Genomic DNA, 15465 nt, shown 5'->3' on the forward strand with positions numbered 1-15465 from the left:
GTCAATAGGCCCGGTCGGAGACTGTCTCGTTACCGCCACGCGCGGGCGAACTCCAAGCATTGCATTCCAAGGTGGACAGATGAAGAAGCATTGGGCAGTCGTGTTGCCGCTCCTCGTGTTGGCGTGCGGACCCAAGGACGAGAATGGCGACGGCATCGCCGATGGCATCCGCGATCCGGACTCCGTGTCCGTGGTGGCTCCGGCCAACCCGAAGGGCACCGTCTCCGGGCAGGTGCTCGATACCGCGATGCAGCCGCTCGCGGACGCCTCGGTCCGGCTGACCATCGGCAGCGACACCACGGAGGGCAAGTACGGCGTCCAGACCGACGGTCTGGGCAACTTCATGATCAAGAACGTGCCGGCCGGCTCCACCGTCCTGGCGACCATTTCCAAGCAGGGCTACGCCACCCTGCGCGCCAGCGCCATCGTGCCCTCCTCCGCGGGCAACATCCCCATCAACGACGGCAACGCGAGCCTCGGCCTCGTCATGCTCGCCAAGACCCAGAGCGAGGTGAGCTTCACGCTGCTCACGGACAAGGGCCAGCCCGCGGTGGGCGCCCAGGCGTTCCTCGAGGCCTATCCCGCCGGATTGATCGCCGCCGCGGGCACCACCGTCCAGGCCACCAGCACGGTCACCGCGGCTCCCGCCGTGGCGGACCAGATGGGCGTCGTCAAATTCAACAACATGCCCTCGCCCTCGGAGCTCACCCGCATCGGGACCCCTCCTTCGGGCAACACCTCCACGGCGTACTACCGCCTCTGGGTGGATCCGGTCGACGTGAACGGTGATGGCATCATCGACTCGGGTGGCTACGCCGCTCCCATCGACGCCTCGGTGCTGCTCAAGTCGGGCTCGCAGCTCATCACCCTGAACCCGGCGAAGAACAACGGCGGCGCCAACACCTTCACCCTGCTGGCCACCAACGTGCCCAGCCTCCAGCTGTCGTCCGCGGAGGCGAAGAAGCCCCTGCGCAACCTGCTGCGGCCCGGCGAGCCCATCTACCTGGGCTTCAGCCAGCCCGTGGCGCGTGACTCCCTCGTCGCCGTCCTCACCGGCGAGCAGGGGCAGACCGCCATCGAGCTCACCGTGAAGTCCAACGATACGGGCGACGCGTACATGCTCACCCCCTCGGTGACCAACACCCTCGAGGGCCAGGAGTACAACCTCATCCTGCGCGCCACCTCGGCCTACTCCGGCGCCGTGCAGACGTGGAAGGGCTACTTCGTCAGCGGCGACGTGAAGACCCCGCGCCCGCTCCAGCTCGAGTCCGTCACCTTCAAGGACGGCACCACCGGCACGGTGGGCGTCCTGGATCCGGGGGAGTGCGTCATCCTCACCTTCAACCAGGTCGTGACCACCACCGCCGCCCAGCTCGACGCCTTCCTGTTGAGCGGGATGGACAAGGTCTACAAGCCCCTGCCGGCGCCCTACCCCGGCCCGAACTCCACCACCCCGGGCACTTGCTTCGCCGGTGAGGCCGTGAAGATTCCCATCGACACGGCGAGCTTCGTGGCCACCCCACGCTTCTACTTCACGTATGGCACGCCGGCCGACACCACCCTGCCTCCCATCAACCCCAACACCCCCACGGCGCGCCTCCGGGTGGATTTCAGCAGTTTCCAGAAGGTGGACTTCGCCCAGTACTACGAGACGGCGTGGGGCGCCCCCGTGCTCTCCACCACCGTGCTGGAGAAGGCGATCACGCCGCCCGCGCGTTAGCCGCGCGTCTGTCGTATCGACCTCCGGGACAGCCCCCCGCCGCCCGGAGGTCGTTCGTCACTCTCGTCGTTCGGGGAGTGTTCGCGGGCCAACAGGCGGGGCGTGACGGAGGCTCGGCGAATCCCGGGGGGGACGAGCGCATCCGCAGGGGCGTGCATAGCATGGTGTGGCGTTCCCACCTTGTACGAGGGCCCCGCGCCATGACTGTACCCCTCACGCACCGCCAGCGGGTGCTCGTAGTCGATGACTTCGATGACGCCCGAGAGATGTATGCGGAGTACCTGGAATTCGTTGGGTTCCAGGTGGATGTGGCCCGGAATGGAGTAGAGGCCGTGGAGAAGGCCCAGGGCGCTCTCCCCGACATCATCCTCATGGACCTGTCCCTGCCGGTGATGGATGGCTGGGAGGCCACGCGCCGGCTCAAGCAGGATCAGCGCACCCGCAACATCCCCGTCATGGCGCTCAGCGGCCACGTGCTGGCCGGCAACGCCGAGCAGGCGCGCCAGGCGGGCGCGGACGAGTTCGTCGCCAAGCCGTGCCTGCCCCAAGACTTGGAGGACCGCATCCGCCGGATGCTCAAGCCGAGCAAGTCCAACAGCCAGCCCTGATCCACCCGGCCCTTCCCTCGTCGTCCCCCAGGACAGACCGTGGGCACCCTTCCAACCTCGCGCGAGAGCGCCGATGGGTGGAGTCCACCCGAGGCGTTCGACGAATACCGGCTGGTGCGCCTGTTGGGACGCGGCGCCACGGGACGCGTGTACCTCGCCCAGGACACGCTGCTCGAGCGGCCCGTGGCGGTGAAGTTCGTGCGCGCCCTGGGCCCCGGCGCCCTCAGCCGCTTCCTCGTGGAGGCCCGGGCCGCGGCGCGCGTCCAGCACCCCAACGTCGTCACCCTCTACCGGGTGGGACAGTTGGACAACCATCCCTACCTCGTCTCCGAGTTCGTCCGGGGCTCCTCGCTGGAGCGGCTCCCCAAGCCGCTGCCCTGGGAGCAGGTGCTGGCGCTCGGGCGGGGGCTGGCCCGGGGGCTGGGGGCCGCGCACCGGCGGGGCGTGCTGCACCGGGACATCAAACCGGCCAACGCGCTGCTCACCGAGACGGGGGAGGTAAAGCTGCTGGACTTCGGGCTGGCCAAGCTGCTGGACGAGGGTCCGGCTCCGCGCGAGGACACGCCGCCGCCGCGTGAGCCGGCGCTCGCCGCCCTGGAGCTGCCGCCCGAGGCCGTGGCGGGCTCGCTCGATGGGGTGACGCTGCCGTCCCTGCCCGAGGGCATGCTGGTGGGCACTCCTTATTACATGTCCCCGGAGGCCTGGGCGGGCATGGAGCTCACCGCGCGCAGCGACGTGTACTCGCTGGGCCTGGTGCTCTACGAGCTGTGCGCGGGCCAGGGCCCCTTCCGGCACGTGCCCCCGCGCGAGCTGGCGCTGGCGGTGTGCACCCAGGACGCCCGGCCCCTGCGCGAGGCCGTGCCGGGCGTGGACGCGGACTTCGCCGCCGTGGTGGACCGGTGCCTGCGGCTCGTGCCCGAGGAGCGCTTCGCCTCGGCCGTGTCGCTGCTGGACGCGCTGGGGCAGCTCGCGCGCGACGAGGCGGCGGACGCGTTGCCCGAGGGCAACCCCTACCGGGGCCTGCAACCCTTCGAGGCCGAGCACCGCGCGCTCTTCTTCGGCCGCCGGCGCGAGCAGCGCGAGGTGCTCGAGCGGCTGCGCGCCGAGTCCTTCCTGCTCATCACCGGCGACTCCGGGGTGGGCAAGTCCTCGCTGTGCCTCGCGGGCGTGCTGCCCCGCCTGGGCGAGGGCGCGCTGGAGGACGGACGGCGCTGGCGCGGGGTGCGGCTGATTCCGGGACGGCATCCACTCCCCGCGCTCACCGCCGCCCTCGCCCCCATGCTGGGAATGGACGAGGAGGCCCTGGGCAACCTGCTGCGCGCGGACCCCACGGGCCTGGCGCGCCAGCTGCGCGTACGCCTGCGCTCGGACGAGGGGCTCGCCGTCTACGTGGATCAGTTGGAGGAACTGGTGACGCTCTCGGACGGCGGGGAGGCGGCGCGGGTGGGGCGCGCGCTCGGGGAGCTGGCCGGGGGCGTGCCCGGGGTGCGGCTGCTCGCCACGTGCCGCAGCGACTTCCTCACCCGGCTCACGGCGGTGCCGGGCCTGGGCGCGGCGGTGCCCGGGGCACTCTACCTCCTCAGGGCGCTGGGCCCCGAGGAGAGCCACGAGGCGGTGGTGGGTCCCGCGCGCGCCAAGGGCGTGCGCTTCGAGTCCGAGGCGCTGGTGGACGCGCTCGTGGCCTCCATCTCGGCCACGGAGGGCGGACTGCCGCTGTTGCAGTTCGCGCTCGCCGAGCTGTGGGAGGCACGCGAGGGAAGCGTCATCACCCAGGCGGCGCTCGACAGCCTGGGCGGGGTGGCCGGAGCGCTGGCCCGGCACGCGGACGCGGCCGTGGCGCGCCTGCTGCCGGATCAACGCGCTGTGGCGCGCGGCGTGCTCTTGCGCCTCATCACCCCGGAGGGCACGAGGGCGCGCAAGACGGACGGAGAGCTGGTGGGGGATGATCCCCGCCAGCGCGCGGTGCTCGAGGCGCTGGTGCGCGCGCGCCTGCTCGTGGCGCGCGAGGTGGACGGGGGCACGAGCTACGAGGTGGCCCACGAGGTGTTGCTCAGCGACTGGGGCACGCTCGCGCGCTGGTTGGCCGAGGCGGCCGAGCGCCGCGAGGTGCAGGCGCGCCTCCAGGCGGACTCGGCGCACTGGGAGCAGGTGGGCCACGCGCGCGACCTGCTCTGGGGCTCGTGGCAGCTCGCCGAGGCGCGCCTGTTGGAGCCCGCGGAGCTCACCCGCCGCGAGCGTGCCTTCCTGGAGGCCTCGCGCCGCACGCTGGTGCGCAGCCGACATCTGCGGCGGGCGCTCGCCGTGGGATTCGTCCTCTCGCTGGTGCTCGTGTACGCGGGCCTGCAACTGCGCGAGGCGGCCGAGCGGAACGCGGTGGTGCGCGGCTGGCTGGACGGGGCCGCGAGCGCCCTGGAGGCCGCGCGGCACGAGCGCGACGTCTTCTCCGGCGCGCGGCGCGAGGCCTTCGCGCTCTACGGCACCGGGCAGCGGGAGCGGGGCGACGCGGCGTGGGCGCGCTCGCTCCTGGCGGAGAGCGCGTTGCATCAGCGCCTGGACGAGGTGGGGGACCAGCTGGAGCACGCGCTCGTGTTGGATCCATCGCGCGAGGACGTGCACGAGGCCCTGGCGGACTTCCTCCTGGAGCGGGCCTTCCATGCCGAGCAGGCGTTGGAGGAGGGAGCGTTGCCGGCGCTGTTGCGGCGCTTGCGGCTGTACGACGCTCGTGGGGAGCGCTGGAGGCACTGGACGGCGCCCGCGCGCGTGACACTCGCGCTGCCGATGGAGGCGGTGGTGGTGTTGCGGCCCGTGTCCCGGGACGTGGAGGGGCGTGAGGTGCTCGGCGCGCCGGTGCCGGTGGAGCCGGGGCCGTGGGTGGAGCGGGAGCTTTCCCCGGGAGACTGGCAGCTGGTGGTGCGGGCGCGGGGCCACGAGCCGGTGATCCTCCCGCTGCGGCTGGCGCGGGGAGAGCGCCGGAGCCTGACGCCGAGGCTGCTACCCGAGGGGAGCCTGCCCCGGGGATTCGTCCACGTGCCGGCGGGGCGGGTGCTGTTCGGGAGCGCGGCGGACGCGAGCGTGCGTGGCTTCTTCAACGCCCTGCCGTTGCACCCCAGGCACGCGGAGGACTTCCTCATCGCGCGGCACGAGACGACCTACGCGGAGTGGATGGAGTATCTCGCCGAGTTGCCTCCGGACGAGCGCTCGCGGCGCCTGCCGCGCACGAGCACGGCCTACCATGGGCGGCTCGCGCTGGAGTGGGTGGGAGGCACCTGGCACCTGGACTTCCAGCCGGGGGGAGTGCCCTACCGGGTGCGCGCCGGACAACGGCTGCTCTACGCGAAGCGGGAGCGGCGGGGGTCTCAGGACTGGCTGCGCTTTCCCGTCACGGGCATTTCCTTCGAGGACGCGGAGGCGTACGTGGCGTGGCTGGGCCGGACGGGGCGGGTGCCGGGGGCGCGGCTGTGCACGGAGCTGGAGTGGGAGCGCGCGGCGCGGGGCGAGGACGGACGCGAGTTCCCCCACGGGGACGCGCTCGCGCCGGACGATGCGAACGTGGACATGACGTATGGCAAGGAGCCCGGGGGCTTTGGCCCCGACGAGGTGGGCTCGCATCCGGCGTCGCGCAGTCCCTTTGGCGTGGAGGATCTGGCGGGCAACGCGTTCGAGTGGACGCGCTCGGCGGTGGAGCCGGGGCGCGTGGTGGCGAGGGGCGGCGCGTACTACTTCGCCGCCGGCTCGGCGCGGGTGGCCAACCGCGAGCTGCCCGAGCGCACCCTGCGCGACATCACCGTGGGCTTGCGCGTGTGCGCCGACGTGCCCACGGGCGGTTGATGCGCTGGTTTCTCCACTGGGCTGACGTAGCCTGGTGAAGAGTGCCGCCGTCCAGGGGCCCCCGCCCGGCTGGTATAAGAGCGGAGGTCCCCCATGTGTCCCCCCACGCCTGTTCCTGCTCCCATCCCCGGCGCGCCTTCCTCCGAGCCCGAGCGCACCGACCTCTCTCGGCTCTCCTCAGTGCAGTTGGGCGAGCAGTTGCAGGGGGAGGCGGCGGTTTCGCGCATGGCGGCGCTCACCCTGCTCAGGCGGCTCGAGGCCGTCCACGCCGTCCTGACGGGTGTGGAGGACGCGGCGCTGGCCGCGCGCGCGGCCGGGGTGCCGGAGTCCCGGGAGGAGGCGGGCGCGGAGCGTGAGCGCCTGCGCCCGCTGGCGCTGGAGGCGCTCGCGCACCACCCGGAGCTGCTCGCGCAGACGACCTCGACATATGTCCGCGACGGCTCCCCGCTCGCCGCGCTGCCCGCGGAGTCCCTGCCGGCCCTGGTGCCGGCAGTCCGCGCGCTTCTCGCGACGACGCAGGCGCTCGAGCCCATCCGCACCGTGCAGACGTTCCTGGCCCGGGCAGCGCCGCGCCAGGTGGTGGAGGCGGGGCTCGCCACGGATGCGTCCCCCCGCGTTCGCCGCGCGGTTCTCCAGGCGCTCTGCCGCTCGCGCGTGGACGGCGCCATGGAGGTGCTCCGGCAGCTCTGCACGCGGCCGGAGCTGACGGCCTTGGATCGGGGCCTCCTCCTGGACCGGCTGGAGGCGTTCGGCGAGGACGTCTCTCTTCTGGACCGGGAGCGCACGCTCCCGCTCGAGGGCTGGGCGGAGCTCGCCCGGGTCGAGGGCGCGGACGTGGTGCCGAAGGACCTGCGCGGGCTCCCACTCGTCACCGCGCTCGCGCCGCTCGGGGAGCTACCGGTGCGGTGGCTGCTCACGCAGGCGAAGGAGCTGGGGGAGGCGCGGCTGCCCCGCCCGTTCCGGCACCTGCTCGAGCGACACTTCCCTCCTCAGGCACTCCCATCGCTCGGGCGGCACGCGCTGGAGAGCTGGCTTTCGGTGAAGGGCAAGACGGGCGCCGCCTGGATGCTCTCGCTGATCGCGGAGTACGGCGGGGACGAGGCGGTGACGACCATCTGCCGCGAGATTGACGTGTGGCGCCGCCACCAGAAGTCCAAGGCCAACACCGCCATCCGTGCCCTCGGCAGGATGGGCACCGTCTTCGCCCTCTCGCAGCTGGAGCGCATCGCCTCCGCGGGCGGGCGGTACACCGAGTCGCTCGTGCAGAACGCACGCGAGGGACTCGCCGAGGCCGCGGCCGCGCGTGGCCTGACACCCGAGCAGCTGCGCGAGGAGCTGGTGCCGGACCTGGGCCTCACGCTGGAGGGCCTGGTGGTGGACCTGGGCCCGCGCAGGCTTCGGGTGAAGGTGCGGGCGGACCTCTCGCTGGAGGTGCACCACGAGGGCGGCAGGGTGACGCGGTCCTTCCCGGCCCTCCGCAAGGACGAGGACCCGGTGAAGCACGCGGAGGGCAAGCAGCGCTTCGACGTGCTCCGCAAGAACCTCCAGCCGGTGCTGAAGGCGCAGCTCGCGCGGCTCGAGGAGGTGCTCTTCGTCCAGGACGACTACCCATGGGAGCGCTGGCAGCGGCTCTTCCTGCGCCACCCGGTGCTGCGGCTCGGCATCCAGCCCGTGCTCTGGTCCCGGCTCACGCCCACGGGCGAGGTGGTGGGCTCGTTCCGCGTCGCGGAGGACGGGACGCTGGTGGACGTGCAGAACGCGGAGGTGCGCCTGCACCCCTCCGAGCGCGTTGGCCTCTGGCACCCGGTGCTGGAGGATGCGCGCACGCACGTGCTGTGGGGGGATCACCTGGCGGACTACCGGCTCGTGCAGCCCTTCCGCCAGCTCCAGCGAGAGGCCCTCCTGCCCACCGACGCGGAGCGCGGGGCCACGACCATTACCCGCTTCCAGGGCGTGTCCCTGTGGGCCAGCCGGCTGAGGAACACCCTGGAGCGGCTCGGGTGCAGGGCCCCGGTGGGGGAGAGCGGCATGCTCCACGAGCACGCGCGCGCCCTGCCGAACCACGGGGTGGCCTTCCGCGTGCTCCACTCCCCCATCCAGCGGCGGTTCGAGCTGGAAGAGCGGGTGGAGTTGGGGCAGCTCGAGTACACGCTCGAGCCGCGGTACCGGCAGCGCCACGGCCTCGCACAGGAGGGCCAGCCCACGCTCGGGGAGCTGCCGCCGGTGCTGTGCGCGTGTCTGCTCGACGTGATGCGCTCGCTGGCGCTCCAGGCGGACACGCCCTGATCCCCCGGGGCGTGTCGTCCCTCCACATTCTTCCCGCTGGCCTTGGCCCACTTCTTCCTCATCGATCGTGCTCGGTAACACCTCCTCCTTCTCTTGGGGGAGCCCGACTTGCGTGTAGCATCTGCCATCCAGCGCGGAGAGCAGCAGGGTGGCCTATCTCTTCAGCTACTGCATCCCGATCGACGATGGCGCGGCGCCGAACCCATTCTGGGGCGTGTGCACGCTCGTCATTTGTAAGCCTGCCATTCGTCGAGTCGCGCAGGTTGGCGACTGGATCGTGGGCACTGGTTCACGCCGATCGCCGATCGGCGACGTCGCCACCAAGGTCGTCTACGCGATGTGTGTGACCGAGAAGCTCACGATGCAGGCGTACAATGCGTGGACGCGGCAGAAACTCCCCGAGAAGATCCCGGACTGGGGCAACGCTGACCATCGCCGCCGACTCGGTGATTCCATCTACGACTTCACCGTTTACCCGTACGTCATACGCAAGAGCGTCCACGATGAGCGCAACCGCGAGCGCGACCTGGGCGGCAAGTATGCGCTCCTCTCGACGCACTTCTTTTACTTCGGAGACAAGCCGATCGAGTTGCCGGAGGACCTCCACAAGATCATCAGGGCTGGACAGGGGCACTTGCGGATTCACGACCCAGAAGTCGTCGACCGCTTCATCGCGTGGATCGAGGGGCTGAACATCGCGCCGAACAGTCTCCTCGGCGAGCCGCAATGCCGTGACATGGAGAAGCGCTGCCTTCTGGACGCGGAGGAAGAGGAGTAGGAGCGGAGCCACTACACTGGTTTCTCGATTGGACGCCACGACGGCCTGCATCGTCGCGGTGCTCGTCACCTCACGCCTTGAACTCGACGTCAACCTTCGCCTCCACGGGCCGCGGCGAGGTCTTGCCCTTCTCAGGTGGGCCCTGGTCCCCCGCGCTTTCCTTCCCCTCCGGTGGCCCGGTGGTGCTCGGCCTCGCGGAAGAACTGCGTGAGGGAGTAGTCCAGCAGTGACTCGCAAGAGCGCAGGTAGTGGTGGGCCCGGACAAAGGGGAGCCAGACGCGGTTGCCGACGAGCACCTGTGCCTCCATGAGCTTCTTGCGAGGTATCCACTGCCCGCCCAGGTGATGCACCAGCACCTGGCCCAGATGAGCGCCCACGGCCGGTACCACGTACTCGTCGAGCACTTCTCGTGGACGTGTCTTGGGGAAGTCCTCGCGCCAGAAGTAGAAGTCGGTATCCGTGAGCGACTCGGACGTCTTGTCGGAGATGGAGGGCACCTCCGTGTGCAACATCGCCACGAGGTGCTCCCCGTGGAGGCTGTACTGCTCGCGAGCGCACTCCGGATTCTCTACATCCGAGGGGAGGGCGGCGTCAGCGGGTAGCCACTCCTTCGGCTCGGGCGGCCGCCACTCGTTGAACTCGGCAATCTTGCGCTGGCGCTCGTGAATGGGGATGCGGTCCACCACGCGAGCGAGGAGCGGGGCCACGTCTGGGTGGAAGCGAGGCTCGACAGGCGCGAGGGTGGCGCTGCGTTCGCGCAGGCCGCGCAGAACGGTGTCGAAGTCGAGGTCCGGTCGGAGGTGGGCATGCGCCCGGGCTTGGGCGATGCGTGCCTTGTCGCTGGCGAAGTCCGTGGCCGTGGGCCATGTCACCAGGAGGACGGAGCCATTGGGGAGTTCCTCTATCCGGTGCGCGGGTGTGGACAACATGTGCTCGCGGCCGACGGTCTCCACCAGTTTGGGGCCGAAGACGTTGAGCCAGGACACTTCGTAGACTTTGTCGAACCCGTCTCTGTGCCAGACCTCCTTCTTCCGGCCGAAGTCGGGATCGCCCGCCAGCTCCCTATCGGCCGTACTGTGGGCCGCTGCATGGGAGACCGGGTAACGAAGGGCCCAGGCGCGCACCATCTCGATGAATTGGCGGCAGCGCTCTTCCTCCGCGAAGAAGGAGAGTGGCTTCACACGAAGGAAGAGATCCAGTTCAGGAGGCCGCGGTGCGAGCCGGACCCCGAGTCGACTGTCCAGGGCGGGCCACTGCGTTCGGTAAAGCCCTAGATCAGTGCTCCCTTCATCGTGCCCCTCCTCCAGTGCCTTCCAGAGGGAATCGCGGGAGTATTTGCGTCGTCGCTTGCCATTGACGACGTCCGGCATCCATCCGTCGGCGTACTTCTCCAGCGCTTCACGGAATGGCTCCAGTTCGCTCGTCAATGCCGCCCGTGGATCCAGGACGCCGTTGAAGGTGAGCAAGAGGCTGTCCTCTGGCTCCAGGTCATGCACACTCAACACCTTCATTGGAACAACACCTCCACTCCCGGAATCTTCTGTTCCGTTGTGCGCACAGCTCTCTTCATGTCTGAATCAAGGGGCTTGAGCTTGCCACCTTCGTAGATGAGGCGGACCCGCTGGACCTTGACGCGGAGTTCGAGACCGGGCCGACGGATGTCGAGTGTCTCGCCATATTTCCGCAGGGCTTCCCTCGAATCTGCCTTCAATTGCGCTTCCAGTGACTGGTATCCCATCCTCGAGAAGTCGCGACTCTTGACACTGAACGTCTCCACTCGAGGAGATTGTCCGGGAATCGGCTTCTGCTCGATGACGAGAACGTCCGCGAAACGCAGATCCGCCTCCAGTTTGCGGACTCCCACATACGTCTCGACACGAGGCTTGTTGGAACTGGCATCAGAACACCTGTGTTAGTGGGAATCGATGTGACGACGGTGGTTTTGCTTGGACCCACGTGACCGCCTTCCTCGAGTGAGGGCTGCCTGGATGCGCTGCTCGACCGCGGGTGTCAGCCGGAAGCAGAAACTGCCCCCCGGCAGAGTGCGCTCGGGCGTGAGGATGCCCTTCCTTATCCAGTACCGCACGGTGTTCCAAGTTACTCCGTACTTCTCGACGAGGCCGCTAGTGGAGTAGCGGCCATCTGGCAGACGGCTCGGCGGGCGCGGGCGGCCACTGACGTGTAGGCCGGGCGGTGGCTTGCCCGGCTCGTAGCCCTGGGCGCGCGCCTTGGCCAGCAGCGCCTCCAGTTGGGGCGTCATCTCGAACCAGAAGGGCTCCGTCCCACGTTTGGGCATGGGCGTGCGGCTGTGCACGGGGATGAGCAGGCCGCGTCTGACCCAGTGGTGGATCATCGCGACCGTCACCCCGAAATGCACGACCAGTCCTCTGGTGGAATAGAGCCCCTGCTCGTCGCGCTCGGGCATTTGCGTGTTGCATCCTCCCGGGCGTCGCCCAGCAGCAATGTTGCGTCGCGTACGAAGGACCGCCACGAGCCGCGTGTTGAAGGCGCGGCGCAGGCCGCTCTTGAAGCCACGCCGGTTGAGGTCCTCGGCTATCTGCGTATCGGAGTAGTGCTGCTGGGCCAGGCGCCGGATTTCGGCGATGACCTGTGGCGGCGTCCTTCTGGCCTCATGCATGGTCGGCCGAGGTACCAGCAACTCCGTGATGGCCCCCGTCTTCCAGAGGATTCGGATGCGGATGGCGCGCTTTGGCACTTCCACCGGCAAGAGCACTACTTCCTGGACGAGCAGCCGCAGTATCCGTTTCTTGTCCGAGTTGGTCGTGGTCGGCGCGTTCCACAGGCCAGGCAGATCACGAGCGAGCGCCAGTATCTTCTTCTTGTCCTCTTCCGACAGTTCCAGCTTGCGCGTACTCCTGGCCTGCTCGTATTCGTGCTCCACCTGAGCGAGTTCCTGGAGCTTCTGATTCCAGCGTGTCTCCAGCGTGCGGGCCACTACTCGATTCTCCGGTTCCACAGCGTTGTACTGGCGCTCGGCGTGCTGAGCCTCGTAGCGCGCCCGCTCCAGGCGCAACTTCCACTGGCGGTCCACATCCGCGGCCTGCCGTTCGACTTCCTTGAGGACCGCCAATGAGAGGTCCAGCTCGGGCGGCGCGAATGCCGCGAGCATGGTCTCCACCACCTTGTCATCAACGCGGCGCGCGACGGTGGACCAGCAGTTTCCCTCACCGTAGTTGTGCCGGCTGCACTGATAACTGGGGGAGTGGGCGACGGGGTAGACAGGGCTCATCCGTCGGCCACACTTGCCACACAGCACCAGCCCCTGGAGGAGCGCCTGTCCATTGCGAGGAGCGCCGCGTCCATGGACATACCCGCTCCTGACCGCATTTTCTTCTATCCGTTTCAAGTTCTCCAGATGTTGTTCCCAGGTGATGTACCCGGGGTGTGCATCGCGGAAGAATGCATGCCACTGCTCACGGGCCTCGAGTTTCTCCTGCTTGCGACGCACCTCGCCTTTGACGAGGACACGCCGCTCATGGGTGCGTCCCCAGACGTAGGCACCGGCGTACACCGGATTGCGCAGGATGGAGAGGGCATGCGGGACGTCCAGCGCATGCCAACGGATTTCGGCGGGAGCGCCCCGGTGGGCATGCCGCGAGGGGAAGAGCAGCTTGTTGCGGGCGAAGTAACGCACGGTGCCGCTGACACTGCCTTCCAGGCGGAAGCGCTCGAAGAGAAGGCGGATGGCCTTCTGCACCTGCTCGTCGGGGTCGATGACGAGCGCGCCGTTGTCGAAGACGTAGCCGGTGGGAGGGGGGAAGACGAGCTCTCCCTTCTTGGCCTTGTGCAGGATGCCGCCTCGCAGGCGCAGGTGCATGGAGTGGCGCTCGGCGTCACTCATGGTGCCCTTCATGCCCAGCACCAGCCTGTCGTTGAAATCGTTGGCGTCGTAGACACCATCGTCATCGATGATGAGCGTGTCGGAGAGCGCGCACAGGTCCAGCAGCCGATGCCAATCCGCCGAGGAGCGCGCCAGGCGTGACACCTCCAGCGACAAGACGGCGCCCACCTTGCCGAGGCTGACCTCGGCCGTCAGCCGCTGGAAGCCCTTGCGCTGGGTTGCACTGGCGCCGCTCTGGCCGAGGTCCTCATCAATGACCTCGACCTGGGCGGCGTCCCAGCCGAGCGTCTTGGCCAGCTCCACCAGGGCGTACTGGCGTTCGGTCGACTCGCGATGCTCATGGACCTGCAACAGGGTGGACTGGCGGATGTACACCAGAGCGGGTCTGGCCAGGTGCTCGGGCCGAATCTTGGTGGTCATCGCTTGTCTCGTGTCTTGAGGGAGCTTCGGTGGTGGCCTTGAGCAGCACGTCGGCCAGCACGCCCAGCAGCTCGTGCCGGGCCGCCGCAGTCAGTGCGGCGTAGAGCGTGCCCGGCGGTGGCCGACCGTGGGGGCTTCTCGTTCGACGTACTACTTTTCTGGTCATAAGGCTGCGACCTATGCTTCAAGTCGTCAAGAAGGGCACTCAGCTCGCGGAGCGATTCAGGGTGTAGCTTCGGACATTTCCCTCGGAACTCGACCGGAGTGGGCCAGGGCCTCAAGTCCGTCCAGTCCTCGGGGAGCTTGGCGGGTCGGCCATCAGGAAAGAGCAGCACGACACAAGGGCGTCCGAGGTGCCGGATGTGCTGTAGCAGAGGAAGCCTACGGCCTGCGAACGGATGGAGTGGATGGGTGATGACCACCGAATTTCGCGACCATTGCGACAATGAGGGGGTGCGTCGATGGGGGCTTGTTGAAGTCCTGGAGGAAGCGTCGCTGCGCACGAGGGAGAGCCGCATCCTCGCGCAGCAGTTTCGCCATGTCGCGCTCGAAGGCCAGTCCTCGGGACACCAGCCCACGCATCGTCTGGTAGCTTTCCCACTTAAGGGGCGGCTCGAGGTTTCTTCCATGTTTCACCTTCGTCCCTTGCTTGAGGTCCGCGATTCGCCCCTTGCCGTAGTCGAGGTACTCGCTCCAGAGCGGGTGGTCCATGGCCCCGGTCGGCGGAGTCTTCTCCAGGGCCGCTAGTTGCTTCTCCAGCACTTCGACGTCCCCGGACAGGCGTGGGCCTGGGATGTCGAACTCCACTTCCAGGCGCTTGGCGTCCAGCACTTCCTTGGGGAGGCCCGCTACCTCGTCCGTGAGGGAGAGCACGCCGCTCGGACCCTTTCCTCCCCCGCCCTGTGTCCGGAGCGGGCCAGGGCGGTCGGACCTGGCTTGGGACAACCAGGCCTGCGTCTTCGGCACGTTGCCGCGAGCCTCGTAAAGGGCCGTTGCACCGGCTTCTCCTCCCTCGGTAACGAGGAGGGCCGCTTCCGGGTCTGCCCGGATGTAGCGAGCCAGTTCCTGAAAGCCTCCGCTTCCCAGTTGCTCCCGGAGGCGCTCCGCTGTTGCCTTCAACTCCTCCAGGCGCAGTTCCAGCCCCTGGCGTGTTCGCATGGCATCGCCCGGGGCACCCCGGACCTCGGAGAGGTAGCGGACGCCCTTGCCGCTCGCGTACAAAGCCACCATGAGTGCCGCTGGCGTCAGCTCGCGGGTGGCCTGCTCGTACTGTCCCTGCGACAGGGTGTACGCGCCGTGGCTGATTCCAGCCGCCAGATGGTAGAAGCCCAGCGGCACACCGAACGTCATCTCGTCCAACACTCCCAGAGCCACGTTGCCCGGCTCGAGGGTCTGCTTCGCCAGTGAGTTCTCCACCTCGTCGAGGGCCTGCCGGTAGGGCGGAGGCAATTGCCCTTTCTGCGCGATGTATTCGGTGGTCACGCCCATTTCATGGACTGGGGCGGATGACAGGAGATCGCTCAATCCCTGGCGAGCACCCCGGCCGCCATCCCTCATGGGACGTTCAGGCCGCTCCGGATAGTCCGTGAGGTTGAGGCCTCGTCGGCGTAAGTGCTCGCGAGCAACGGCCATTTGCCCCAGCGTCTGCCCTAATTGCTTGTCGCGGGCGAGCTGGCGGAGCACTTGCTCCAGGTCCTTGTCGAACGCGGAGTGGATGATGAAGAGCGCAAACACCTCGGCGAGCACGACGCCGTACTGCTGGGTGGCGGTGACGAGGAATGAAGCTCGCTTGCGGTTGAGGGCCTGGGCGGCCTCCGGAAGCACGGGTCCTAGCGAGCCAAGCCGGACGGCGTTCCAGTCGTCCAGCCTCTCCACCAGCCGGGTCATGTCCACACCGCGCTGCAACTCGACGAAGGCGGCGGGCGAGGTGCACGCGAGAAGCCGGGAGAGGGGCTTCTCGGGG

General features: G+C 68.8%; 10 protein-coding genes. 5 read left to right on the plus strand and 5 right to left on the minus strand.

The annotated features are described in order from the left end of the window. Positions 1 to 79: 79 nt before the first annotated feature. The 5 genes from F0U63_RS03895 to F0U63_RS03915 all read left to right on the plus strand — a co-directional run bounded on the left by F0U63_RS03895 (position 80) and on the right by F0U63_RS03915 (position 9220). Entirely contained in the window at positions 80 to 1720 is a 1641-nt protein-coding gene (locus F0U63_RS03895) for a carboxypeptidase-like regulatory domain-containing protein (RefSeq protein ID WP_395843822.1), read from the plus strand. Between the two features lie 200 nt (positions 1721 to 1920). After that, a complete protein-coding gene (locus F0U63_RS03900) occupies positions 1921 to 2328 on the plus strand; it encodes a response regulator (RefSeq protein WP_395843824.1) in 408 nt (135 codons plus the stop codon). A 39-nt stretch (positions 2329 to 2367) separates the two neighbouring features. Next, positions 2368 to 6156, plus strand: a complete 3789-nt coding sequence (locus F0U63_RS03905) for an SUMF1/EgtB/PvdO family nonheme iron enzyme (RefSeq protein WP_395843826.1) — start codon at positions 2368 to 2370, stop codon at positions 6154 to 6156. Between the two features lie 93 nt (positions 6157 to 6249). Beyond that, complete coding sequence (locus F0U63_RS03910; protein ID WP_395843828.1) at positions 6250 to 8442, plus strand: DUF4132 domain-containing protein; 2193 nt, start codon at positions 6250 to 6252, stop codon at positions 8440 to 8442. Between the two features lie 148 nt (positions 8443 to 8590). Further along, the gene (locus F0U63_RS03915; RefSeq protein ID WP_395843830.1) at positions 8591 to 9220 is read left to right on the plus strand and encodes a hypothetical protein; all 630 of its coding nucleotides are present in this window, start codon (positions 8591 to 8593) and stop codon (positions 9218 to 9220) included. A 131-nt stretch (positions 9221 to 9351) separates the two neighbouring features. On the opposite strand, the gene F0U63_RS03920 is transcribed toward F0U63_RS03915, so the two are convergent. The 5 genes from F0U63_RS03920 to F0U63_RS03940 form a co-directional block, all read right to left on the minus strand. Beyond that, positions 9352 to 10401 carry a hypothetical protein gene (locus tag F0U63_RS03920; protein WP_395843832.1) on the minus strand — a complete coding sequence of 350 codons (1050 nt, stop codon included), beginning with the start codon at positions 10399 to 10401 and terminating at the stop codon, positions 9352 to 9354. Positions 10402 to 10727: 326 nt separating this feature from the next. Continuing rightward, a complete protein-coding gene (locus tag F0U63_RS03925; RefSeq protein WP_395843834.1) occupies positions 10728 to 11084 on the minus strand; it encodes a hypothetical protein in 357 nt (118 codons plus the stop codon). A 48-nt stretch (positions 11085 to 11132) separates the two neighbouring features. Beyond that, complete coding sequence (locus F0U63_RS03930; RefSeq protein WP_395833432.1) at positions 11133 to 13502, minus strand: recombinase family protein; 2370 nt, start codon at positions 13500 to 13502, stop codon at positions 11133 to 11135. After that, positions 13499 to 13924, minus strand: coding sequence for a DUF5372 family protein (locus tag F0U63_RS03935; protein ID WP_395840196.1), 426 nt, complete (start codon positions 13922 to 13924; stop codon positions 13499 to 13501). The genes F0U63_RS03930 and F0U63_RS03935 overlap by 4 nt, the downstream gene beginning before the upstream one ends. Further along, positions 13884 to 15389 carry a hypothetical protein gene (locus F0U63_RS03940; protein ID WP_395843836.1) on the minus strand — a complete coding sequence of 502 codons (1506 nt, stop codon included), beginning with the start codon at positions 15387 to 15389 and terminating at the stop codon, positions 13884 to 13886. Before F0U63_RS03940 ends, F0U63_RS03935 begins: the two co-directional genes overlap by 41 nt. Positions 15390 to 15465: the final 76 nt, after the last annotated feature.

The organism is Cystobacter fuscus, assembly GCF_044360685.1.
Classification (GTDB): domain Bacteria; phylum Myxococcota; class Myxococcia; order Myxococcales; family Myxococcaceae; genus Cystobacter; species Cystobacter fuscus_C.

What these genes read in the sequence shown, in the direction of transcription:
- F0U63_RS03900 (WP_395843824.1), top strand. Translation starts at nt 1,921, where the DNA reads ATGACTGTACCCCTCACGCACCGCCAGCGGGTGCTCGTAGTCGATGAC.
- F0U63_RS03910 (WP_395843828.1), top strand. Translation starts at nt 6,250, where the DNA reads ATGTGTCCCCCCACGCCTGTTCCTGCTCCCATCCCCGGCGCGCCTTCC.
- F0U63_RS03895 (WP_395843822.1), top strand. Translation starts at nt 80, where the DNA reads ATGAAGAAGCATTGGGCAGTCGTGTTGCCGCTCCTCGTGTTGGCGTGC.
- F0U63_RS03940 (WP_395843836.1), bottom strand. Translation starts at nt 15,389, where the DNA reads ATGACCCGGCTGGTGGAGAGGCTGGACGACTGGAACGCCGTCCGGCTT.
- F0U63_RS03930 (WP_395833432.1), bottom strand. Translation starts at nt 13,502, where the DNA reads ATGACCACCAAGATTCGGCCCGAGCACCTGGCCAGACCCGCTCTGGTG.